Annotated in this window: 17 protein-coding genes; 6 read left to right on the top strand and 11 right to left on the bottom strand. The window is 43.7% G+C overall.

All coding sequences use genetic code 11. From position 1 onward, the window contains the following. Positions 1 to 30: 30 nt before the first annotated feature. Positions 31 to 1,224: an ISL3 family transposase gene (locus C6Y39_RS02665; protein WP_105929417.1), complete on the bottom strand. Its 1,194-nt coding sequence runs from the start codon at positions 1,222 to 1,224 to the stop codon at positions 31 to 33. 269 nt (positions 1,225 to 1,493) lie between these two features. On the opposite strand from C6Y39_RS02665, the gene C6Y39_RS02660 reads away from it, so the two are divergent. From C6Y39_RS02660 to C6Y39_RS02635, 5 genes are all read left to right on the top strand, one after another. Beyond that, a complete protein-coding gene (locus tag C6Y39_RS02660; protein ID WP_105929783.1) occupies positions 1,494 to 2,084 on the top strand; it encodes a hypothetical protein in 591 nt (196 codons plus the stop codon). Between the two features lie 4 nt (positions 2,085 to 2,088). After that, positions 2,089 to 4,512 (top strand): EcoAI/FtnUII family type I restriction enzme subunit R, encoded by a 2,424-nt coding sequence (hsdR, locus tag C6Y39_RS02655; RefSeq protein ID WP_105929782.1) that lies wholly within the window; start codon positions 2,089 to 2,091, stop codon positions 4,510 to 4,512. A 39-nt stretch (positions 4,513 to 4,551) separates the two neighbouring features. Then, entirely contained in the window at positions 4,552 to 6,042 is a 1,491-nt protein-coding gene (locus C6Y39_RS02650; RefSeq protein ID WP_105929781.1) for an N-6 DNA methylase, read from the top strand. Then, on the top strand, positions 6,042 to 7,778 hold the full coding sequence (locus C6Y39_RS02645) for a restriction endonuclease subunit S (RefSeq protein ID WP_167390607.1): 1,737 nt from the start codon (positions 6,042 to 6,044) through the stop codon (positions 7,776 to 7,778). The genes C6Y39_RS02650 and C6Y39_RS02645 overlap by 1 nt, the downstream gene beginning before the upstream one ends. Before the next feature lie 125 nt (positions 7,779 to 7,903). After that, positions 7,904 to 8,386 carry an HNH endonuclease gene (locus C6Y39_RS02635; protein ID WP_159117600.1) on the top strand — a complete coding sequence of 161 codons (483 nt, stop codon included), beginning with the start codon at positions 7,904 to 7,906 and terminating at the stop codon, positions 8,384 to 8,386. A gap of 320 nt (positions 8,387 to 8,706) precedes the next feature. Here C6Y39_RS02635 and C6Y39_RS02630 read toward each other — a convergent pair whose 3' ends face one another. The 6 genes from C6Y39_RS02630 to C6Y39_RS02605 form a co-directional block, all read right to left on the bottom strand. Then, positions 8,707 to 9,045 carry a type II toxin-antitoxin system RnlB family antitoxin gene (locus C6Y39_RS02630; protein WP_105929778.1) on the bottom strand — a complete coding sequence of 113 codons (339 nt, stop codon included), beginning with the start codon at positions 9,043 to 9,045 and terminating at the stop codon, positions 8,707 to 8,709. A gap of 5 nt (positions 9,046 to 9,050) precedes the next feature. Further along, positions 9,051 to 10,130, bottom strand: a complete 1,080-nt coding sequence (locus C6Y39_RS02625; RefSeq protein WP_105929777.1) for a type II toxin-antitoxin system RnlA family toxin — start codon at positions 10,128 to 10,130, stop codon at positions 9,051 to 9,053. A gap of 453 nt (positions 10,131 to 10,583) precedes the next feature. Continuing rightward, the gene (locus C6Y39_RS02620; protein WP_105929776.1) at positions 10,584 to 11,438 is read right to left on the bottom strand and encodes an alpha/beta fold hydrolase; all 855 of its coding nucleotides are present in this window, start codon (positions 11,436 to 11,438) and stop codon (positions 10,584 to 10,586) included. 116 nt (positions 11,439 to 11,554) lie between these two features. Beyond that, positions 11,555 to 12,907 (bottom strand): sensor histidine kinase, encoded by a 1,353-nt coding sequence (locus C6Y39_RS02615; RefSeq protein ID WP_105929775.1) that lies wholly within the window; start codon positions 12,905 to 12,907, stop codon positions 11,555 to 11,557. Beyond that, positions 12,907 to 14,433, bottom strand: a complete 1,527-nt coding sequence (locus C6Y39_RS02610; RefSeq protein ID WP_105929774.1) for a DUF3369 domain-containing protein — start codon at positions 14,431 to 14,433, stop codon at positions 12,907 to 12,909. The genes C6Y39_RS02615 and C6Y39_RS02610 overlap by 1 nt, the downstream gene beginning before the upstream one ends. Before the next feature lie 247 nt (positions 14,434 to 14,680). Further along, positions 14,681 to 16,183, bottom strand: a complete 1,503-nt coding sequence (locus C6Y39_RS02605; RefSeq protein WP_105929773.1) for a catalase — start codon at positions 16,181 to 16,183, stop codon at positions 14,681 to 14,683. Positions 16,184 to 16,416: 233 nt separating this feature from the next. Between C6Y39_RS02605 and C6Y39_RS02600 the strand changes: the two genes are divergently transcribed. After that, positions 16,417 to 17,088 (top strand): nitroreductase, encoded by a 672-nt coding sequence (locus tag C6Y39_RS02600; protein WP_105929772.1) that lies wholly within the window; start codon positions 16,417 to 16,419, stop codon positions 17,086 to 17,088. 92 nt (positions 17,089 to 17,180) lie between these two features. Here C6Y39_RS02600 and C6Y39_RS02595 read toward each other — a convergent pair whose 3' ends face one another. The 4 genes from C6Y39_RS02595 to C6Y39_RS02580 all read right to left on the bottom strand — a co-directional run bounded on the left by C6Y39_RS02595 (position 17,181) and on the right by C6Y39_RS02580 (position 22,467). Continuing rightward, on the bottom strand, positions 17,181 to 19,067 hold the full coding sequence (locus C6Y39_RS02595) for a putative bifunctional diguanylate cyclase/phosphodiesterase (RefSeq protein WP_105929771.1): 1,887 nt from the start codon (positions 19,065 to 19,067) through the stop codon (positions 17,181 to 17,183). Between the two features lie 158 nt (positions 19,068 to 19,225). Continuing rightward, positions 19,226 to 20,332 (bottom strand): NADH:flavin oxidoreductase/NADH oxidase, encoded by a 1,107-nt coding sequence (locus tag C6Y39_RS02590; protein ID WP_105929770.1) that lies wholly within the window; start codon positions 20,330 to 20,332, stop codon positions 19,226 to 19,228. A 99-nt stretch (positions 20,333 to 20,431) separates the two neighbouring features. After that, positions 20,432 to 21,586 (bottom strand): iron-containing alcohol dehydrogenase, encoded by a 1,155-nt coding sequence (locus tag C6Y39_RS02585; RefSeq protein ID WP_105929769.1) that lies wholly within the window; start codon positions 21,584 to 21,586, stop codon positions 20,432 to 20,434. A gap of 14 nt (positions 21,587 to 21,600) precedes the next feature. Then, a complete protein-coding gene (locus tag C6Y39_RS02580; protein WP_105929794.1) occupies positions 21,601 to 22,467 on the bottom strand; it encodes a type 1 glutamine amidotransferase domain-containing protein in 867 nt (288 codons plus the stop codon). Positions 22,468 to 22,531: the final 64 nt, after the last annotated feature.

The raw sequence follows: 22,531 nt of genomic DNA, 5'->3' as shown, positions 1-22,531 counted from the left end.
GGCTCTACCCCATAAACGGGGGATCAGCATTCACCTTACACGATTGATAACACCATCCCATCCACAATGGGTCATCACTCTTATTCGATAGTTTTCAAAGTTTCTAAAACCATACGCTCTTCTTGATATCATTTCCATTTTGTTGTGGAAGCCTTCAGTGATCCCGTTGTTTCGTGTAAAGCGCCACATGGCGATGATAGGTTGCAACCACGAAGTTAAGGTATTGGCCAGTGCACGAAGTGGGCTGTGATGTAACTGTTCAAGCAAGTCTAAGAACCTCGGTAATGTCTTCTCCATTCGTTTTTCATTCATAGTCTTTAACAGCATATACCTGATGAGCTTCTGTTTGACCTCATACAGTGTTTTTAACACCGGATAGTCAGCTAAGTAGCGTTGTAGATTGCTGTTTTTCTCTTCGCTTAAATGCCATTGATGTCGTCGCATCAAACTAAGTAAACCTCGATTCTTACGTCCTTCAGGGTGGTGTTGCTGCCACGCTTTTAAGAAGTGATGGTTTATCAAGCGCACCACATGAAAACGGTCAGCGACTATCGCAGCATTAGGGAAATAGCGTTTGGCAATACCACGATAGGTTTCCGATAAGTCTATCGCGATGAGCTTAACGTTTTCTTTATTGGGAAGGTGGCGCAAGTACGAGCGTAAACTTAATTCAGAACGTCCCAGTTTTACATCAAACACACTACGATGTCGTAAATCTACAAACGTCGTCGCATAACCCTTCTTACGGGTAAAAAAGTGTTCATCTATCCCCAGCATCTCTGGGCAGGGGCGACTGATAATCTCTTTATATTTTTGGCTGATGTGTGATTGGTACCAACGCTCTACCGTAGTGGGACTAATGCGATGTGTGCGTGAGATACCACGCTGCGTAACACCACCGTGGTGCGCTTCAAAGACTTCTAAGCGAAAGCACTCCGACGCTCGATAGCGTGGCCGGATCCCAACAAAAGGGTGCCTGAAATAACGACCACAGCATCGACAATGATACTTAGGTACCTTTAAATGTAGCGTTAGCACCTGATTACCTTGGCGCGTGTGCTTCACAGTACGCTTATGTGTGGCTTTTATGCGTAAATGTTGACTCTCACAATGCTTGCATAACGGCTTTTTAGTGGGCTTTGCCCACACTTCAATAAAATCATGTCGATGAACACGTTCTATTTCTAACTCACTTATGCCTAAAATAGTACCTGCGTGGGACATCTGTACTCTCCATTAAATGATTCTTCGCAAAATCAGTTTAATGAATGCGGATGTCCCCCGTTAATGATGAAGAGCCATTTTTTTCAATAAATAGTTTGCAATTAGCCTAAAGTGTTATATCGTGCTCTAGCGTTGATGGGCGCCTACCGCTTGCACGGGTAAAGCTTTGCACCATCATATACATATACTTCCGACTGTATCATTAAGCTGAGGCGCGTCGGGTTAGCAAGCTACCATCCGCAAGGTGACGCGTCGTTAGGTATGATGATATGTCTAATTACTCGTTTTTAAATATCCTAAAGTCACAATCTAAATCCCTACAACGTGCTTATGGTCTTTCAAGAGCCCAAGCTCTAGAGTTGATTGCCGGCCAGCATGGCTTCAGTAATTACCACGAATTACAAACCGTCGCTAAACGTAACCCCACAGATGCTCGGTTGATGAAGGCTGCATTGGGTACATCAGACTTAGCAGAAGTTATTTATGAAGATAATGTGTTTACACACTTCGAAGAAGTATTAGAATCTCACTTATCAAGTGAAATAGCGATGACCAATGCATCAAATTTCACGGTAGAAAATCTTGAGGTACTCGACGCCGCATATGCCGATTCTAAAGGCGACCTCTTTATTGAGATTGCATTCGAATATGATGGAGAGCAGGACCCAAATCGTGTTTACTCTGGAAAGAAGTTTTACGTAAGCGCAACCCTGATGTTGTTGCGCCGCAATGGAGAATGGGTCCCCTATGACGCGTTTGACGGTTTAGAAATTCATGAAATAGAAAGCGACACTGAATTCGAGTATCGTCTTGAAATGGAAAACTCACGGGCGGTAACGCCAAGTGATGCGGAGGCATAAGGAAATGATTGATAAAAAAGTACTCTCAGAAACCGACATCATCACTAAGTTCTTGCTGCCTGCAGTTAAAAAAGCAGGGTGGGACGATATGACCCAGATCCGCCAAGAGGTCAAACTACGCGACGGTAAGGTTATTGTTCGCGGTATGGCTGCAGCACGTAAAACAGTCAAGTCTGCTGACATTGTCTTGTATCACAAACCATCCATTCCACTGGCCGTAATTGAAGCAAAAGCGAATAAGCATGAAGTGGGCAAAGGTATTCAGCAAGGGCTGGATTATGCCAGGTTACTCGATGTGCCTTTTGTGTTTGCCAGTAACGGTGATGGGTTTGTATTTCATGATAAAACCAATCCCAACCAACTTGAATCAGAACTGTCGTTAGATGCGTTTCCTTCGCCTGCTGAGTTGTGGGCAAAGTATTTAGCATTCAAAGGGTTTAACGACGCACAGTTGCCCATCATTACCCAGGATTACTATGATGATGGCAGCGGTAAGTCACCTCGCTATTATCAGCTTCAGGCCATCAACAAAACAGTTGAGGCAGTATCTGCAGGACAAAACCGCATCTTGCTCGTCATGGCAACGGGTACCGGTAAAACCTACACTGCCTTTCAAATCATCTGGCGATTATGGAAGGCTAAAGCTAAAAAACGCATCTTGTTTTTGGCAGATCGTAATGTCCTCGTTGACCAAACACGCATTAATGACTTCCAGCCCTTCGGTCAGGCAATGACCAAAATAACAGGCAGAAAAATTGACCCTGCTTATGAAGTGCACCTTGCTTTATATCAAGCGTTAACGGGCCCTGAAGAATCTCAAAAAGCATACAAACAAGTCGATCCAGACTTCTTCGACCTGATTATTATCGATGAGTGTCACCGTGGTAGTGCAGCAGAAGACAGCGCGTGGCGTGAAATCCTTGAGTACTTCAGTGGGGCAACCCAAATAGGCTTAACCGCAACACCTAAAGAAACCGAAGAAGTTAGTAATATCGACTACTTCGGCGAGCCGGTATACATGTACTCGCTTAAAGAAGGCATTGAGGATGGCTTTCTTGCACCATACAAAGTGGTGAGAGTGGACATTGATGTTGACCTTCAGGGGTGGCGACCCACTAAAGGACAGGTGGACAAGCTGGGTAATGAAATTGAGGACAGGGTTTACAACCAAAAGGACTTTGACCGCACCATGGTTATTGACGAGCGCACGCAGTTGGTTGCGCAAACCATTACTAATTACCTTAAGCGCACCGACCCAATGGCTAAAACAATCGTCTTTTGTAACGACATTGACCATGCCGAGCGTATGCGTCGTGCTTTGGTGAACTGCAATCCAGAGCAAGTCGCAAAAAACGAAAAGTATGTGATGAAAATAACCGGCGATGATGAAGTGGGCAAGGCGCAACTTGATAACTTCATAAATCCCAAGAAAGCCTACCCAGTTATTGCCACCACATCAGAGCTCATGACAACCGGCGTGGACGCCAAAACCTGTAAGCTGGTGGTACTGGATCAGAACATTCAGTCCATGACCAAGTTCAAGCAAATCATTGGGCGGGGTACACGTATTGATGATAAATACGGCAAACTCTGGTTCACCATATTAGATTTCAAAAAAGCCACCGAGTTGTTTGCCGATGAACGCTTTGACGGTATTCCCGAAAAAATCATCACAACCAAGCCTGATGACATTAATGATCCGGATTCTGGCTTTGACGACATCATCGATGACATCGATAACGATAATGAAGATGGGCAAGGGTTTGATGAACAAGATGGTTACCCTAATGACTCTGGGCCCATTGACGGTGGCGACTGGACTGGCGGTGATGACGATGGGGGTGAAGCGGTACGCAAGTATCACGTAAACGGTGTCACGGTTAGTAAAGTTGCGGAGCGCGTTCAGTATTATGATACCGATGGCAAATTGGTCACCGAGTCTTTTAAGGACTATACCCGAAAAACCTTATCCAAACAGTTTGCATCGCTGGATGATTTTGTGCGCAGATGGAACGACACGGAACGCAAGCAAACTATTATCGATGAGCTTGCCGGTGAAGGCATTTTGTGGGAAGCACTGGAACAAGAAGTTGGTGAGGGTATCGACCCCTTTGACATGATATGTCACGTTGCATTTGACCAACCGCCACTTACGCGCAAAGAGCGAGCAAATAACGTCAAAAAACGTAACTACTTTACTAAGTATTCTGAACAGGCACAGCAGGTTCTGGATAAGCTGCTAGATAAGTATGCCGATGCAGGTGTACTGGAAGTCGAGAACCTGCAAACTATCAAAGTGCAGCCATTTACCGACATTGGCTCGGTCACTGAAATTGTCAAAAAAGGCTTTGGTGGTCGCAAACAATACGACGAAGCTATTACCGAATTAGAGCAGGCTATTTACCGTGCCACCGATAAAAGTGCCTAAGCTTTTTGCCTGCTAACCAAATAAAATAAGAGAGAAGAGATGTCAGTCAGTACAGTCATTAAATCGATTCAGGACATTATGCGCAAAGATGCTGGTGTCGACGGTGATGCGCAGCGTTTGGGGCAAATGTCCTGGTTACTGTTCCTTAAAATATTTGATGCCCAGGAAGAAGAGCTTGAGCTTGAATTGGATGATTACCGTGAACCTATCCCAGAACAGTATCTTTGGCGTAACTGGGCCGCAGATGAGCAGGGAATAACTGGTGATGAGTTGATGGAATTCGTAAACGATGATTTGTTTCCAACGCTGAAAAACTTAACCGCCCCGATTGACAAAAATCCACGTGGTTTTGTGGTACGTGAAGCATTTAGTGATGCCTTTAATTATATGAAAAACGGCACACTGCTTCGCCAGGTGATTAATAAACTCAACGAAGTGGATTTCACTGACTCAAAAGAACGACATCTGTTTGGTGATATTTACGAACAAATCCTTCGTGACTTGCAAAGCGCAGGCAACGCAGGTGAGTTCTATACACCGAGGGCAGTCACGCGCTTTATCGTTAATCGAGTTGACCCAAAACTGGGCGAACAAGTGTTCGACCCTGCGTGCGGTACAGGCGGGTTTCTAGCATGCAGTGTTGACCACATTAAAACTAACTACGTTAAAACCGGTAGCGACCATCAAACGCTACAAAAACAAATTCATGGAGTGGAAAAAAAGCAGTTACCACACCTGCTGGCAACTACCAATATGATGCTGCATGGTATTGAAGTGCCAGTTCAAATTAAGCATGACAATACGCTCAATAAGCCATTATCAAGCTGGGACGCTGACTTTGATGTCATCGTGACCAATCCACCCTTTGGTGGTACAGAGGAAGATGGCATTGAGAAAAACTTTCCCTCTGAGATGCAAACCCGTGAAACTGCAGATTTGTTCTTGCAGTTGATTGTAGAGGTGTTAAAAGACGGAGGACGCGCTGCAGTGGTGTTACCTGACGGTACGCTATTTGGTGAAGGTGTAAAAACTAAAATTAAAAAGCTGCTCACTGAGGAGTGTAACTTGCATACCATTGTGCGGTTACCTAATGGCGTATTTAACCCCTATACAGGCATTAAAACCAACCTACTGTTTTTCACCAAAGGTCAACCCACTAAAGACATCTGGTTCTATGAGCATCCGTACCCCAAGGGTGTGAAAAACTATTCCAAAACCAAGCCGATGAAGTTTGAAGAATTTCAGACCGAAATCGACTGGTGGGGCAGTGAAGAAGATGGTTTTGCCAGCCGCGTTGAAAATGAGCATGCGTGGAAAGTATCGATTGAGGAAGTCATCCAGCGTAACTTTAACCTGGACATAAAAAATCCGCATGAGGATGAGCAGGTCAGTCATGATCCAGAAGAGTTGCTAGCACAATATCAAACCCAACAAAATGAGATACAAGCACTGCGTGACCAGCTTAAAGGCATCTTGTCTGGGGCACTATCATCTGGCGGTTCAGTAACAGGCAAAGAGGGTAATGTCTAATGTCAGTTGAACAGCTAATTACCGATAATATTGATATTTGGACCTCGGCTATAAAAACCAAATCGGCGTCAGGTCGAGGCAGTTCAAATAAACTTGAGTTGTATGGCATTAAAAAACTGCGTGAGCTGATTTTGGAGTTGGCGGTGCGCGGTAAATTGGTGCCACAAGACCCCACCGACGAACCCGCATCAGAGCTTTTAAACAGATCAAAGAATGTAAAAGCGGAGCTAATTGATAGCGGGGTTCTAAAAAAATCACGTTCAAAGAAAAATATTCAACCTGAGCGATTCTTCGAATACCCGCCAGAGTGGATGGAAGCAAGCTTAGAAGACTTAATTCACGTGATAAACGGTAGAGCATACAAGAAAAATGAAATGCTTGAGGAAGGTACGCCGATACTGCGAGTTGGTAACCTATTCACTTCAAATGATTGGTACTACTCTGATCTTGAGTTGGAACCAGAGAAATACATAGATGATGGCGATTTAATCTATGCATGGTCTGCTTCATTTGGACCATTCATCTGGCAGGGTGGAAGGGTGATTTATCATTACCATATTTGGAAGATGGACATATTTTCCGAGGAGTGTTTGGACAAGCATTTTTCTAAGATTTTTTTGCAAGCTATATCAGAAAGAATTAAGGCAAGTGGAAGTGGTATTGCCATGATTCACATGACTAAGGAGCGAATGGAAAAAATAGTTCATCCGCTACCACCTATTGAAGAACAAAAACGCATCGTCGCCAAAGTCGATGAGCTAATGGCCCTGTGTGACCAGTTGGAGTCAAAAACCAAAAGCAGTATTGAAGCACATCAACTACTGGTCAAAACGCTGCTAGAGACGCTTACAAACGCCAAGGATGCCGATGATCTCAATGATAGCTGGCAACGCATCAGCGAACACTCCGATGTACTGTTTGCAACCGAAGACAGCATCGACCAGCTAAAGCAAACCATCCTGCAGCTCGCCGTAATGGGCAAACTCGTCAAACAAGACCCTAACGACGAACCCGCATCAAAACTGCTGGAGCGTATCGCGGCTGAAAAAGAACAGCTCATCAAAGATAAAAAAATCAAAAAGCAGAAGCCATTGCCGCCAATTGCTGACGATGAAAAGCCGTTTGATCTGCCTGATGGGTGGGAGTGGTGTCGACTTGCTGATATTGCATGTTTCGAAAATGGCGACAGGAGCAGTAAATATCCAAGCGGAAGTGATCTGGTTGGCAAGGGGGTTCCATTTTTTGGTGCACCAGACATTGAAGATGGATTTTTAGCATTTGGGTCAGACTTGAGATTCATTACGAAAGAAAAGTTCGAGTCACTGAATAGTGGAAAGTTGCGGCACGAGGATATTGTAGTTTTATTGCGAGGTAGTGTTGGAAAAACAGCAATGTTTTTGAAGAGTGATGAATACAATACCGGCTTTATAAATGCTCAGATGTTAATAATAAGAGCAATTAATTCTAACATTGTGTCGTTCAAGAAGGTGTTCTTTGATAGTGCAGCCTATTGGAAACAGGTCGCTGATGAAAAGTCGGGTGCAGTTATTCAACAGATGCCTGCATCCGCTATTGCCAAAATGTTATTCCCATTGCCACCGTTACCTGAACAAGAGCGTATTGTAACCAAAGTCGAAGAGTTAATAGCGTTGTGTGATGCTCTCAAAAGCAAGCTAAAAATGGTACAGAAGGTACAACTCGATATTTCAGAAGCTTTTGTTAAGCAAGCAAGCTAAGTTTTTGGTCACTGAATGGCTACTTTGTCGAGGCTGTTAAAGTTAAAAATTAATGAATACAGTTAGTTAAGTTGAGTATGGCCGGTCTTATTAGGAATGGGTGCTTATGTTAAGTGGGGATGATTATGGCTAAAGACACTCCATCAATGGCCAAAAATAAAATCAAGAGATGCCTTTGGGCTATCTATGACCAACACCCAAAGAAAAGTGAAGTTGATTCGTTGTGGACATATTTTGAGTCCAAGTGCGCTTACTGCGGGGTTGAAATTGAGCGCAGTTCAAGAACTGGTCACGTTGACCACCTGATACCGTCGGCAGAGGGCGGAAGTAACAGTATTCATAACCATGTATTGGCGTGTGCTCGTTGTAATGGTGATGAAAAACGAGAAGAGGACTGGTTAACTTTTCTCAGCAAAAAGTCAGGTAAGAGCTCGATATTTGAGCAGCGTCGTTCGAATATTGAAGAATGGTTGTCGCTAATGCCACCAAATGGCACTAATACAGCCTTGAAATCTGAGGTTGAAAAAGTTGTCGATAAAGCTTTGAAGGACTTTGACTCTGCTGTTGCTCAAGTGCGTTCACTGATTAATGTGAATGACAGAGGTTAATAATTATCTGTACATAATTATCTGTACTCGATTATGTCTGATCTGACATTAATAGTTCAGAGGAGGCAATCTAACCTGACTGACCGCTATGAGCAATTTGCAGTCACTTTTTAGCTAAGTCGCAATAGTCTGCATAAGGAGCGGACATTTAGATATAGCCCGTTTATGTCCCCTTATGAGTTACAACCTAAAGTTCAAACACCTCTGTTTAGGTGATTTTGACATACAAATGCAATGAACAGTAAGAAGTAAGACCTGTCCCCTAACTTCTCTTTACGGGGCGACGGGTTGTTATGTGAGCAAGAACGAACACGCAAAAATCAGTGAGTAAATTTTTCAACTTCTTCGGATGAGAGGACGCTGCCAAGTAGGAAAGTTTGATCCTGTTTGGCCATGGTGTCTTGTTCGTCTTTGATATTTGCGTTTACTTCTGATTCAAGCGCGAAGGAAGAGCGATCGAATTTCCGTTCGGAGAATTTCATGGATGCAAAGCGATTCTCTGCCAAGCCGTTGACGGCTAGCAAATCGAATAAAACCATACCCTCGAACTTTAAGTTATCGAGTTCTACGGTTAGCTGTTTTAACTGACGCAAAGGGTGAAAGTCTGGGGTAGCAGTAACCACAGCAATATCACCTATAATGCGTATCTTCTTGATCATAATTGTTATGTTCTAGCGGTATACAAATTATCAATGGCATTGTAAGCATCGTTTGAAAGACTAATAGCCATCTCCAAATTTGATATTAAACGGCTACCGCCGTCGAACTCCTCCATATGAAATAAGGTATGCCGATGTTTCCTATAAAAACTATAGCCGACATTGAAAGCGCGTTCCATTGCACCATTACCGATTTGGGCGCTGAAATCCGACTTAATTGTACACTGTCCACTTTTTGTGTCGACATTAAAAAAATCACCAAAACCATGTTCGGCGTTAGCAACAGACATACCATAGCTGTCAAGAAGTAGCTTCAATACTCCTTCTAACGCTCTGAGATCTGGGTATAGCAGAAGGCAATAATCGGGAAGCTGAGGCGATGCAAGTTTTACACAGCAACTCGAAATCAACAGCTTTTTAACCTGCGCAGGTAATTGTTCGTAACTATTCACAAAAAATCGCTTTAGGTGATCTTCTGCCATTTCAGTCCGAACTATCTCTGCACTATTATCGTCCTTTTTGTAGAGAACTTGAGCAAGCGCTTTAAGATCTAACAGATCGGTTAGCATGAAAATCACTCGCCGATAGCAAGATAAGGGCTTCCCCTGTATTTGCATATTTCTAGTGGTTCTATGGCTCGTTAATTTAAGTTGGTCTTGGTGCGCAATGCTTTTAAGCGTGATTTGCTTGCACGCAGGCTCATCACGATTGATTTCTATTTCAAACTCACCTGAATCATTGATGAAAGCAATTACTGAATCGAAATCTTCTGCCCTGATTCCATCAATAGACAGATTTACAGATTCAAATTCTGCTGGATTGATAGTTGCCTTCAAGTAATCAGCAAAATGTTCACCTAGTTCCTGATTGGTGCCAATTTTGTGGTTAATGGTTGTCGTACCATCTTGGTTGAGATAAAGGTCTACCATTGCGAACTTCGATCCAGCAGAACCGAATTTATATCGCTTTGCTTTTCCGACTACTGTTGGCTCCCCATCTTGTACCATATTGTTGCATTCTAAAAACTTGGCTACGTGAGCATCAATTGCATCTCTATCGAGATTTAGATTTTTGTAGTCGGACATTAATCACTCCCTGTGAGCGTAGCTGGGCTCAAATGCGAGCATATTATATGAAAGTGACACAATAGTAAAAAAGCCAGAAACCTTGTGGCTACGGGGTTGACATGCTGGCCATCAGGACTTGAATCAGAGAGTTGGCGATTTTGAGTCGCAAATTAAGAATAATGAACAGACTGCGTTTTTCGACTTCATTTGCCATACTCAATATAATTCAAATAGTCAGAGTGCTTTATGTGCCGTAACTCGGAAATGTCCAAAAAACGAGCGAGAGCGACAGTCTGCTAAACGTACAATCATGCCGGATAGAAATAGAGTCTTGACTAGCAGTCCATGGCACAAAGACGTTTGTCAGGTTTGGTCAAAATTTATATTTATAAAGTGTGAGATTGGGTTATAGATCAGGTTCAAATCCTCTCACACCGACCAACTTCTCTCTTCGAAGCGACACCCAAGCATTCAATTTCCAATAAATTCAAAAACAGATTCCAACACCATCTCAGCACTTTCGATCTGCGGATAATGCCCGATATCAGCAAGTTCAACTACGTCAGCTTTCGGAATAAGTGCTCTGTATCGTGCCACCATGTGTGCGCCAGAAATTGGGTCTGCTATGCCGGCGGTGAGTCGCATAGGAACGTTGGCATTTTGTAAGGCACCTACCCAGCGCTCTCGGTACTGCTTCCGCTGTTTCATATAGTCTAAAAGTAAATGCATATATTTGTGACCATTGTTTTCAGTAATAAGCGCCCAAAAGTCATCGATATCTCTATTTGAAGGCGGTGTGTTTCGGCCAAAAATATTGTGCATGCTTTTTCTAATTGCGTTTTTGTTTAAAAAGCGAATGAGTAGCCCACCAATAGGGGAGAGCAGTAGTTTCTGGATAGGTAAGGCGCGATGTGTTTCAGGAAATAGGCCGCCGTTGAGAAGGTGCAGTGAACTGATGCTAAACGAAAGGCTTTTTTCCAGGTGTTGCGCCAAAAGTTCTTGCGCTACGGTATCACCGTAATCGTGGGATAGAACGTGGGCATGGCTAACTTTTAAATGCTCCATTAAAGCGCTTATCACGGCGGCTTGTTCTTTAATGAGGTATTTTTTAGGTGCTTTAGTGCTAAAACCAAACCCCAGCATGTCGAGTGTTACACAACGAAACGCCTTTGTGAGTGCAGGCCATAGCTTTATCCAGTCGAAGCTAGCGGTGGGGTAGCCGTGAATGAGCAACAGCACTGGGCCCTTTCCCTCAGTTTGATAGAAAACGCGCTGATGATTAATATTTAAAAACTGACCATTATCACGCCACTGGTTAAGCTGCATCTTTACTCACTCAAATTCCTTAAATGTGCTTAGCTTGGCCTGCTGGTGAATAAAAAACTGTCGCAAAGACGACAGTTCTAGAATCAACCGAAATATTTGAGTGAGTCGTTGAAAGCTCAGTCCTCAGCGGGAATACATACGGTTACCGTAGTACCGTCTCCAGGCGTCGATAAAAGGCTAATATCACCATTAAACTTTTGTCGAACTAGATTATATAAAATATGAAGGCCCAGTCCTGTGCCGCCCTTATCTCTAGCGGTGGTATAGAATGGTTCAAAGACTTTTCGGTGAAACTCTTCGGCAATGCCTTTGCCGTTGTCCCTTACGCTTATAACAATAACGTTGTCTTTTTTACTACAAGACACGGCGATTTTGTTTCCACCGTTATTTACAGACGGCCCAAAGGCGTGACGTTGTGCATTTGAAATCAGGTTTGTTAGTATTTGTGCGATAACCCCAGGGCAGGTTGTAATCACCAAGTCGGGTGTTACATCAATTGAAAGTTCCACTTGCTCTTTGCGAAGCATAGGCTTAAGCGGGTTGCATACCCGCGGAATGTATTCGTCTAGTGCTATCTTTTCAATTTCCAATGAAGTTTGGTCGGCAGACGTTCGTTTAAAATCCTGTACCAAATTCGCTGCGCGCATAAGGCTATTTTCGGCAAGTGCAAGGCCTTCAGAGCAGACTTCCTCAAAGTCTTTAAAGCCCTGTTCTGTCAGTTCACCCTGTTCAAAATCGCGAAATATTGCTTTAAGCTCTTCTTTACAGTTGCTAACAGACGTTAATGCTATTCCTAGCGGCGTATTGACCTCATGAGCAATACCTGCCACCAAATTACCCAATGCCGCCATTTTTTCCGATTCAATCAGTTTTTCTTGCGCAGCTTCTAATGCTGCCGTGCGGTCTTTTACGTTTTGTTCTAGCGTCTGGTTAGCTTGTATAAGTTTCGCTTCATATACTGCACGCTCGTTCGCACTTATTGCTCGTCCGTAAAGGTCAGCCAGCGATGCAGCGAACACTACCTCATCATCTTCCCATGTTCGGGCTTCACCCTGGTGTTCACAACAAATTATGCCAACCATTTTTCCACGATGGCGAATAGGTACATCTAACATCGAGGAGATGCCAAGCGGCTTCAAATACACATCGGCAAATTCAAAAGTTGCAACGTCTGTAATTGCGTCGTGCGCCGCAATCGTTCTTTCGCTATCTAGCGCCTCGAAATAGTGAGGAAAGTCTTTTCGCGTTAAGACCAAGCTTTCGTGCTCAAGGTTATTGCTTTTATCAATCAGCAGCGCACACTCAACGAGGGTCTGTTCAGCATCGTAAAGCCAGATGCCCGCTCGGGTGATTTGCAGGCCCTCACAAACAGAATTAATAATAAGCCTAAGAGCAGGGCTTAATTCTCCCTTATCAATGTCAGCACTTTGGCTAACACGCAGTAATATAAGTTCTAAAGACTCTTTCATTACTCTTCATCCGGTTCCAATGCGCGAATTTCTTGAATTTTGTCGAAATGCTCCAACATGATATGCGTAATAAGCGGGTCGAATTGTTTACCTGCATTTTCACGCAAATAAGCTTTTACCTCTTCTTCACTCCATGCAGGCTTGTAACAACGCTTAGATAAAAGCGCATCAACTACATCAACAATCGCCATAATGCGCCCCTCAAGAGGAATTTCGTCCTTTGACAGACCATCAGGATAACCCTTTCCATCCCAGCGTTCGTGGTGCGTTTTAGCGATGATAGCGCCCATCTTAGCCACAATACGGTCAGAGCCCGCCAGAAGGTCGTAACCTCGTTGAGCGTGTGTTTTCATTATTTCCCACTCTTCTGGATCAAGCTTACCTGGCTTATGCAAAATCGTTTCTGGAATACTTATTTTACCCACGTCATGAAGGGCTGCAGCATATCGAATGGTTTCGATAAATTCTTTACTCAAGTGCAGTTTTTCTGACAAGAACTCTGTCATAAGAATAACGCGCTTTACGTGGCCCCCCGTTTCTTTGCTACGCATTTCAATTGCGTCGCTCAGCACCATGATGAGTTCTTTTTGCGTTTGCTGAATATCCTCTTTTTGCGTGAGATTTTGAAAAATTATCGCAACGTTCGAAGCAAACATTTCAAGGGTTTTACGCTGTAGGGCATCGAGTGGGCTGTTGAGTTTAACGTATAAAATATTGTGTGTGTTCTCTCCGGTAGGATAATAGCCGATGAAGAGCTCTTCAGATTGATAATGGGTTTTACTTGCAAGTACCTCTTTGACTTTTTCCTCAATAGACTCTGGTATTTTTTTAGAAATACCGGGTTCACACAATCCTACTAGATCGCCACTCGCGCCTAATACCGTCATTGTGGTGTCGCCATAGAGATCTGTGTGTTGAGTCGATAGATAAAGCACTGAGTTATCAAGATTTAAAAGCGTGAGCGTTTGTTTTAATACGGCGCTGCCAAACTGAGATAATGACTGACTCGCCAGTACGGATGAGGACGACTTGAGTACATCCTCCATGCCGCGTTTACCCTTTTCGATGGTTTGAATGTCGCGATAAGACCGTATTGCGGTATACACGCAAGACTTTAATTTTAATGAAGAAAGTTCCGTTTTAGCTTTGTAATCGTTAATGTCGTATCTGCGTATAACTTCTTCTTCGGGTGCTTGGCCGGGTTGTCCTGTTCGTAGTATGAGACGTGAAGTATGGTTGTCCAAATCGTTTCTTATGGCGTCAACAAGCTTTAAGCCTGCGTCGTCAGTTTCCATCACTACATCTACAAACGCCAGTGCAATATCAGGGTGGGCTTCGAATAATGCAAGGCCCTCCTCACCACTATATGAAGACAAAAACTCAACGCCCCGTTCCTCGAAAGTGAATTTTCGCAAAGTCAGTTTAGTGACTTCGTGTACGCCTTCTTCATCGTCTATGATGGCAATCTTCCAGGGCGCTTTACGAACAGAAACAACTTCAGTTATTGATTTTTTAAATAGCGACATAGGTTTTAAAACAAGACTAGATATAGTTTAAAAGTACGTCACAATTTCTATTGTCGCAATTAAAGCAAAATTAAATTGTTCTAAAGTTCAATGTGTTTGAATATTTACATTAAAAAGGTTTACCGCGGTTTATAGTAAATAAGAAGGGAAACAAGATAATAGAGTAGAAGGGATTATGGGGTTAATGCCCTTGTCGCTTAAATGCGAAGCGACAAGGGAATATTAACTTAATCAGTAGTTTAACTAATTAACTGTCTTCAATCGGTGTGTTTTCGGTAATAGGCACGGTATTTACATCCGTATCTAAGCTTTCCACCGCATTTTTTACGCCCGCAGCATAATCGGGGTGAACCTTCTCTAAAACTGCATACCAACGCTCTTTTACACTATCTGAACATGGGCCCATTGCGGCAGCGTAGTTCTTATATAAACGTTCCTTTTGGTCGTCTGAGAACATTTCATAGAGCTTACGAGGCTGCACGTAATCAACGTCAGATTCGTCCTGATGATATCGGTCGGCGTCTCCGTCTATACGAAGCGGAGGCTCTTTTACCGAAAAGTCTGCAACTGGCCCATCATATTGATTCGGCTCATAGTATGCATCAGGATTGCCAAAGTCGTTGGTAAAGAAGCGCATAGCACCATCTTTATGATAGTGATTCACTTTGCTATTTTTGGGCGCATTAGCTGGAAGCGCTTCGTAATGCGTGCCTAGGCGATACCTGTGTGCATCGGCATAGGCAAAAACACGAGCTTGAAGCATTTTGTCGGGGCTGAAACCAATACCTGGCACTACATTAGATGGGCTGAACGCTGCGTTCTCAACCATTTGGAAATAGTTTTCCGGGTTTTTGTTCATTTCCAACTCGCCCACTTCTATAAGTGGATATTCGTCATGAGGCCAAACTTTTGTCAAATCAAAAGGGTTGTAGCTTTGCTGTCCGGCTTCCTCTTCTGGCATAGCCTGAATGTACATCTTCCATTTAGGAAAGTTACCTTCTTCTATGGCGTTGTACAGCTCTTCCTGATATTTCTCACGGGTACTACCAATGATCTTTTCAGAGGTCTCATTGGTGTAGTTTTTGATGCCTTGCTGCGTTTTGAAGTGAAATTTCACCCAGTGACGTTTGCCGTCTTTGTTCCACATGCTAAAGGTGTGACTGCCATAGCCATTCATGTGCATAGGGGAAACGGGAATACCACGGTCTGACATTAAAATGGTCACTTGGTGAACACTTTCTGGTTGGCCGGCCCAAAAGTCGAACATAGCTTCTGGAGAGCGAAGATTGGTTTTCGGATGGCGCTTCTGTGTACGAATGAAATCTGGAAACTTATAGCCGTCTCGAATAAAGAAAACAGGGGTGTTATTACCCACCATGTCCCAGTTTCCCTGCTGGGTGTAAAACTTCAAACTGAACCCTCGCACATCACGCTCGGTATCTGCTGCACCTGATTCTCCCGCTACAGTTGACCAGCGGCTGAGGACTTCGGTTTGTTTTCCTATCTCGGAAAACATATCCGCACAGGTATAGTCGGTAATATCGTGGGTAACGGTAAATGTGCCTTGTGCTCCCCATCCTTTAGCGTGAACAACTCGCTCTGGAATTCTTTCACGGTTTTGGTGGGCTAGCTTTTCAATAAGTTGGTAATCTTGCAAGAGTGCAGGGCCGCGCTCTCCTGCGGTTTTTGTGGTCTCATTACTTACTACAGGGGCACCTGCGGAGGTGGTTAACTGCGGTTTCTTAGCCATTTGTAAACTCCTTTGATTGCTTTTTTGCAAAGCCAAACTTCCATAAACACCATGCGTGTCTGACTCATGACTTGCTGTTGCTACGGGTTGCTGACCGAAAGGGTTTATAAACTTCTATATATATCTATAAAAACAAACAATCCTAATTTATTGATAAGTCTATTGAAGCGAGCACCACTCCTGTTTACTCTATTTTTACATTTCGAGAGCTATTTAATGTGTTAGGGAAGTTCATGAATTTTGCAGAGTTTGCAGCATCAAGAAAAAGCGTTCGCGGGTTTACAAAGCAACCCGTTACCAAAGAAACGGTAGATAAAATAATTAATGCGGCCAAATGGGCGCCTTCTTCATACAACACGCAAACATGGAAAATACACGCAGTAACAGGTGAAGTGTTAGATAAGATTCGCGAGGGCAATACCAAAAATACACTGGAAGGTAAGCCCCACGTTCGAGACTTTCCCTACAAAGAAGACTACGAGGGCATTCATCGTCAGCGTCAAATTGATGTGGCTATACAATTGTTCGATGTAATGGGTATTTCCCGAGAGGACAAAGAAAAGCGCATGGATTGGATGATGCGCGGTTTCCGCCAGTTTGATGCACCGGTTTCTTTGGTGCTGACCTACGATAAGTCATTAGAGCCTGCGGGCATAACGCAATTTGGCTTGGGCTCTTTGGCCTACGGTATTGTTCTTGCTGCTTGGGATTTAGGGCTTGGCTGCGTAATAAATGGGCAGGGCATAATGCAGTCAGAAGTGGTACATAAGTACGCTAACATCCCTGATGATGAAGCTATTATGATTTGTATAGCACTGGGCTATCCAGACCCTGATTTTCCGGCAAACGACGTTCGTTCGACTCGCGCCGATAACGAAGAATTTGTGACTTATCACGGGTTTTAAACAGAGAGTTTCCCCAATTTGATGGTTTTTCAATTTTAATGTAAGGCGCTAAAGCGCTAAGAACAGTGATTGAAGCAAGATGTGGCAGAGCCCTATAAAGTATAAGATTGCGATGCGATAAGTGCTTCAATCTGTTTTTCGGGAACAGGTTTACTCCAATAGAAACCTTGTCCAATGTCACATCCCATTTCCTCTAATTTTCTGAGCGCTGCTTCATGTTCAATTCCTTCTGCAACAGTCACCATTCCCAAACTTTCCGCAATATTGATGATTGCTGAAACCAATGGAACATCGTTTTCGTCAAGACCTAATGTGTTAATAAAAATTCGGTCTATTTTAAGCTTTTGCGCATTGAATTTACGAAGGTAATTTAAATTGGAATAACCCGTGCCAAAGTCGTCGATAGCAAATTGAACACCAAGATTTTTCATTTTTTCAAGCTGCTCAGGAATACTTCCGTTTTCGTCAGCGAGAATTGATTCAGTAAGTTCAAGTTCTAAAAATTTGGGATTAAGTTGTGTTAAATCTAGCGCGCGCTTTACGATGCTGGGAAGGGTTCCGTCTTTAAACTGCGCGAATGACAAGTTAACGGCAACCGATATTTCACTGTGTCCATTGCGATGCAGTTTAGCGCAAAAAAGGCATGCCTGAGTTAGTATCCATTCACCTAATGGGTTGATGAGCCCGCTACTTTCTGCCAATGGAATAAACTTATCGGGAAACACTAGTGACCCATCTTCTTGTGGCCAGCGCACTAATGCTTCAATCGAGCATATCTGGCCAGACTTTAAATCAATCAGGGGCTGGTAATACACTTCAAATTGGTTGGCAAGAACAGCAGGTCGTAGCCGCTGAATCAGCGAAAACTTTTCATCGCTTTCTTCGTCAAACTTCACATCGTAAAATTCAAAGCGGTTTCTACCATTTCGCTTGACCTCATACATGGCTACATCTGCTTTTCTACATAGCTGTTTGAACTTGGCTCCGTCCTTTGGTGCTATTGCTACGCCAATTGAGGCTGAAACCACTATGTTAGTTTGAAATACTTCAAACTCAGAAGAGCACCAATCAATTAAACGCTCGCACAAGGTTTCTATGTGCTTGCGGTCGGTAATATTTGCAGCAAGCACAATAAACTCGTCACCACCGAATCGAATAAGACATTCATCGTCAGAAAGCTTCTCATTTATTGACTGCGAAATATGCTGTAAAAAACGGTCTCCAGCGGAGTGACCTAGCGCATCATTTACAGGTTTGAAATTATCTAAGTCAATAAAAGCTAGCGCCAATTGCAAACCATTAGCTTCGCTTTGCGCTAGTTTTTCGTTAAATAAGCGTTCTCCCAAAAGCCTATTGGGTAAGTTTGTAAGTGGGTCATGATGGGCTAAATACTGGATATGCTCTCTATTTTTCTTAACCTTTGTGTATTCAAGTTGCAGAGATGTCATGAGTCGACGAATATCCTGCACAAGTATGAACACACAGAAACCTGTGATCACAAAAATGATCATAATAAAAGTTAAATGAGACCACGTTAATTTAGGCGTGTTGGGCGTAATGACGCTTTCCATAACGAGCCATGTAAGGATAATACATTGAACTAATACGAGAGATAACACCGTGCCAAAGAGCCCAATGCCGCCGAGTAGAGCCGCAAAAATAATAATGGCTGGATAGCCAAGCATAGCGATATCGAAAGTGCCTGCACCTGTTGCTGATAGAGCAAACAGCATAGATGACAGCGCGACTAAAAGTAGGTAACTGCTGGCGACAACAAACTGTTTGTAAGCGAGTATTGCCGTAGTGAACATTGCTGCTAACGCTACGAGCATTATATCGAAGGTGATGTCTCTAGCTGCGAATAATGAGATAAACAGCCCAAAGCATGTCACTGTACTTATTTGAGTAACGCGATGCCTTCTAATTGTTATCAGGTCATCTGTGTCTAAAGATGGGGAAAGTATGTTGCCAGCCTTCATTCGCTAAGTTTTTGAAGTAAGTGAATGTCAACTTTAAACTTAACCTTATAAAAAGCAAGTGTATATAAGTCTATGTATTACGCCGTAAATTAAAGCGAATAATGTATGGAGTTAAAGAAAGACAGTAAAACGTTCTGTTTTACTGCCTGAATTAAGCGCTATCTCTCGTCAGACGGCGCGTAGCGCTCCAACCAGTGTGCGTATGGCGCGGGCATTACCCAAGACGGTTTCTCAACGCCAAGCTGTTTTGCTGCAAAGTAAGTCCAATGTGGGTTGGTAAGGTGCATTCTGCCTACCATTACTACATCGAGCTGTTCATTTTTAACGGTGTCGTTTGCAAGTTCCGGTGTATCCACACCCCAAGCGGTAGCTACGGGAATACCTGCTTCATCACGAACGCGTTTTGCAATAGGTGCTAGGAAAGCGGGCCCCCATGGGATGTTCGCATCGGGCGTATTGAAACCTACGCTAACACTCACAAAGTCAGCGCCAATTTCTTTAAACTGCTTTATAAGCTCAATAGATTCGTTAAGCGTCTGTTCGTCGTTACCATCATACTCAATAACGCCAAAGCGAATAGTAAGCGGGAGATTCTCAGGCCACACTGCTCGAACTGCACTAAGTGTTTCTAACAAGAAGCGACCGCGGCCTTGGGCGTCGCCACCGTATTCGTCGGTGCGCTTGTTGGCGTGTTTAGAGAAAAAGCTTTGAGCTAGATAACCGTGAGCAAAGTGAAGTTCAAGCCATTCATAGCCAGCTTCAAGGGCTCGCTCTGCGCCTTTTACAAAATCATTCTTTACTCGTTCGATATCGGCTTTAGACATTTCCGTTGGGGTAACAGGTAAATGTGCACCAAATGCTTCAGCAGAAGGGCCAATAGGTTGCCAACCTTTTTCTTCGGTAGGCTGGATATGATCATCGCCTTCCCAAGGGCGGTTAGCACTGGCTTTACGACCGGCATGAGCTATTTGAATACCTGCTACAGCGCCTTGGCTTTTTATGCGATCAGCGATGTTTTTCAAGCCGTCTACGTGTTCGTCTTTCCAAATGCCAAGGCAGTTTGGCGTAATTCGACCCTCTGGTGAAACGGCAGTGGCTTCAACAATGACAAGTCCTGCACCGCCTCGTGCAAATGATTGGTAGTTAGCTTCATGCCACTGATTAGTAAAGCCGTCTTCTGCGGAGTACTGACACATAGGGGGCACGGCAATACGATTGCGAAGGGTCACGTCTTTCAAAGAAAATTGTTCAAATAAAGCAGTCATATTTCTCTCTTTCAACATTGAGAATAGCTAGCACCCAACCTAATATTGGGTGCTATTATTTTTAGGCATGTGCGCTTCTGGTCACATGAGGGATTGGACTTATGCCGCTAACGTTAGAATCTCGCGCGCTTTAGCAAGGTCGATGTCGCCATGCTCACCCAATGCGGTAAGGCCATTTCTCTCTAGGTTGTCAATAAGCCCATCAATTGCAGACTTCTCTATGTCATAGTCTGACAGGCGGGTTTTCACCTTCATGGTTTCAAAAAAGTCCTGTACGGCTTTAATGGTCAAGTCGATAGCCTTTTCTTTGTCATCTTCTTTAATACCGAAAACGCGCTCGCCTAGTTGAAGGGTTTTTTCCTGCTTTTTGTCGCGCTGAACAAACATAAGCGAAGGCAACACAATAGCTAAAGTTGCGGCGTGATCTAAACCATGTAGTGCTGTTAGTTCGTGACCAATCATGTGAGTACCCCAGTCCTGTGGTACGCCTTTTCCAATAAGGCCGTTAAGCGCCATAGTTGCTGACCACATTACATTTGCACGAACGTCGTAGTCTTCAGGTGTTGCTAGGGCTTTAGGTCCTTCTTGAATTAAGGTTTGCAAAATACCTTCTGCAAAACGGTCTTGAAGCGGCGCATTTACTGGGTAAGTTAAGTACTGTTCAATTACATGAACGAATGCATCAACCACACCATTAGAAATCTGACGAGGCGGTAATGAATATGTGAACTCCGGGTCAAGCACGGCAAACACAGGCTGTACTGTTTCCGATGAAAACGGGCGCTTCTGAGAAGTTTCTTTCCTGTTTACTACTGAGTTACCGTTACTTTCAGAACCGGTCGCAGGTAATGTAAGTACCGCGCCGATAGGTAGCGGGTTTTTAAATGCGGCGCCTTTAACTAAGATGTCCCACGGATCGCCTTCAAAGTTGACTGCCGCCGCAACAAATTTTGCGCCGTCGATTACACTTCCGCCGCCCACAGCAAGAATAAAATTCACGTCATTTTCGCGGGCCACATTCACTGCTTTCATGAGTGTTTCAAATTCAGGGTTTGGTTCCACGCCCTGAAATTCAATAACGTCAGCGCCCTCAAGCGCGGTAGTTACCTTGTCGTAAATACCGTTTTTCTTAATTGAGCCACCACCGTATAAAAAGAGGACTTTCGCTTGTTCCGGCAAACGTGAAGACACTTCACTTAGTTGACCTTTGCCGAATAAGATTTCGGTTTGATTTTTAAATGTAAAATTAAGCATTTCGTTGCCTGTCCTTAATTAGATTGTGAATTTAGCTGCTGTAAAAGCTTTTCAGCCAGCAGCTCATCGGAAAATGGGTTTTGGCCTGTAATCAGTTCACGGTCTACCACTACATTAGGCGCCCACATTTCTTTGTATTCCATTTTGCCACCCGCTTGTGCCATGGCGTCTGCTGGGTAGTACAATAAACTTGCATCATCTAGAGTGCTTTCAAAATACGCTTCTTCCGGTGTCGAGAAGATTGTCATTTTGTAGCCTTCATAAATCCAACTGTCAGATGTGGCCTGCTCACCTGATTTCAATGCTAGCTCAAACGTCTGTGGGTTAGATTGACCAGAAAGTAAGGCGATTGGGCCATGGCAGATTGCGGCAGTGGGTTTTCCTTCGTTGTGGAAGTGAGACAAAATCTCGCCTACCTGAGGGTTGTTTGCTAAATCGATAAGCGGTGCATGTCCACCGGGAATGAACACGCCCTCGTATTCACCAAGCCCTTGCGCAATAACCTCACTCAATGAAAGCGTGTCATTAATACCCTCTAATGACGCGACAAACGATTGAATCTCTCGCATCTGTGCTTCGCCACCATCAAAATATTGAGGTATGACAGACTTATTATCTACCGAAGGAGCGTTACCCTTTGGTGTCGCTAGAACGAGCTTATAGCCAGCATCTATTAATGCTTTCGCCGGCACGCCAAATTCATTTAGATAATAACCAGTAGGCTCTGTTTTACCTTCGGTAAGTTGCATTACATTTTCACTTGAAAGTAATACGAGAACTTCACCTTTTGAAGGTTCTGGCGGCGTATCATTATTCGCAAATGCGAGCTGAGCGGAGCTCATAACTACTGCGAGCGATAAAATTGTTGATGCTTTTTTCATGTTAATTCCTGTCCCTCTTGAAAGTACGTGCATCTTAGACGCCGAAGTTTGAATGCAGAAGTCA

The sequence above is a fragment of the Alteromonas gracilis genome (genome assembly GCF_002993325.1).
Taxonomy (GTDB): domain Bacteria; phylum Pseudomonadota; class Gammaproteobacteria; order Enterobacterales; family Alteromonadaceae; genus Alteromonas; species Alteromonas gracilis.
Note: the sequence above shows the minus strand (reverse complement) of the source record. Positions and strands in the feature narration are given on the sequence as shown.

Excerpts from the sequence above, each read along its gene's own strand:
- C6Y39_RS02665 (WP_105929417.1), bottom strand. The coding sequence starts at position 1,224 with ATGTCCCACGCAGGTACTATTTTAGGCATAAGTGAGTTAGAAATAGAA.
- C6Y39_RS02660 (WP_105929783.1), top strand. The coding sequence starts at position 1,494 with ATGTCTAATTACTCGTTTTTAAATATCCTAAAGTCACAATCTAAATCC.
- hsdR (WP_105929782.1), top strand. The coding sequence starts at position 2,089 with ATGATTGATAAAAAAGTACTCTCAGAAACCGACATCATCACTAAGTTC.
- C6Y39_RS02650 (WP_105929781.1), top strand. The coding sequence starts at position 4,552 with ATGTCAGTCAGTACAGTCATTAAATCGATTCAGGACATTATGCGCAAA.
- C6Y39_RS02645 (WP_167390607.1), top strand. The coding sequence starts at position 6,042 with ATGTCAGTTGAACAGCTAATTACCGATAATATTGATATTTGGACCTCG.
- C6Y39_RS02635 (WP_159117600.1), top strand. The coding sequence starts at position 7,904 with ATGGCTAAAGACACTCCATCAATGGCCAAAAATAAAATCAAGAGATGC.
- C6Y39_RS02630 (WP_105929778.1), bottom strand. The coding sequence starts at position 9,045 with ATGATCAAGAAGATACGCATTATAGGTGATATTGCTGTGGTTACTGCT.
- C6Y39_RS02625 (WP_105929777.1), bottom strand. The coding sequence starts at position 10,130 with ATGTCCGACTACAAAAATCTAAATCTCGATAGAGATGCAATTGATGCT.
- C6Y39_RS02620 (WP_105929776.1), bottom strand. The coding sequence starts at position 11,438 with ATGCAGCTTAACCAGTGGCGTGATAATGGTCAGTTTTTAAATATTAAT.
- C6Y39_RS02615 (WP_105929775.1), bottom strand. The coding sequence starts at position 12,907 with ATGAAAGAGTCTTTAGAACTTATATTACTGCGTGTTAGCCAAAGTGCT.
- C6Y39_RS02610 (WP_105929774.1), bottom strand. The coding sequence starts at position 14,433 with ATGTCGCTATTTAAAAAATCAATAACTGAAGTTGTTTCTGTTCGTAAA.
- C6Y39_RS02605 (WP_105929773.1), bottom strand. The coding sequence starts at position 16,183 with ATGGCTAAGAAACCGCAGTTAACCACCTCCGCAGGTGCCCCTGTAGTA.
- C6Y39_RS02600 (WP_105929772.1), top strand. The coding sequence starts at position 16,417 with ATGAATTTTGCAGAGTTTGCAGCATCAAGAAAAAGCGTTCGCGGGTTT.
- C6Y39_RS02595 (WP_105929771.1), bottom strand. The coding sequence starts at position 19,067 with ATGAAGGCTGGCAACATACTTTCCCCATCTTTAGACACAGATGACCTG.
- C6Y39_RS02590 (WP_105929770.1), bottom strand. The coding sequence starts at position 20,332 with ATGACTGCTTTATTTGAACAATTTTCTTTGAAAGACGTGACCCTTCGC.
- C6Y39_RS02585 (WP_105929769.1), bottom strand. The coding sequence starts at position 21,586 with ATGCTTAATTTTACATTTAAAAATCAAACCGAAATCTTATTCGGCAAA.
- C6Y39_RS02580 (WP_105929794.1), bottom strand. The coding sequence starts at position 22,467 with ATGAAAAAAGCATCAACAATTTTATCGCTCGCAGTAGTTATGAGCTCC.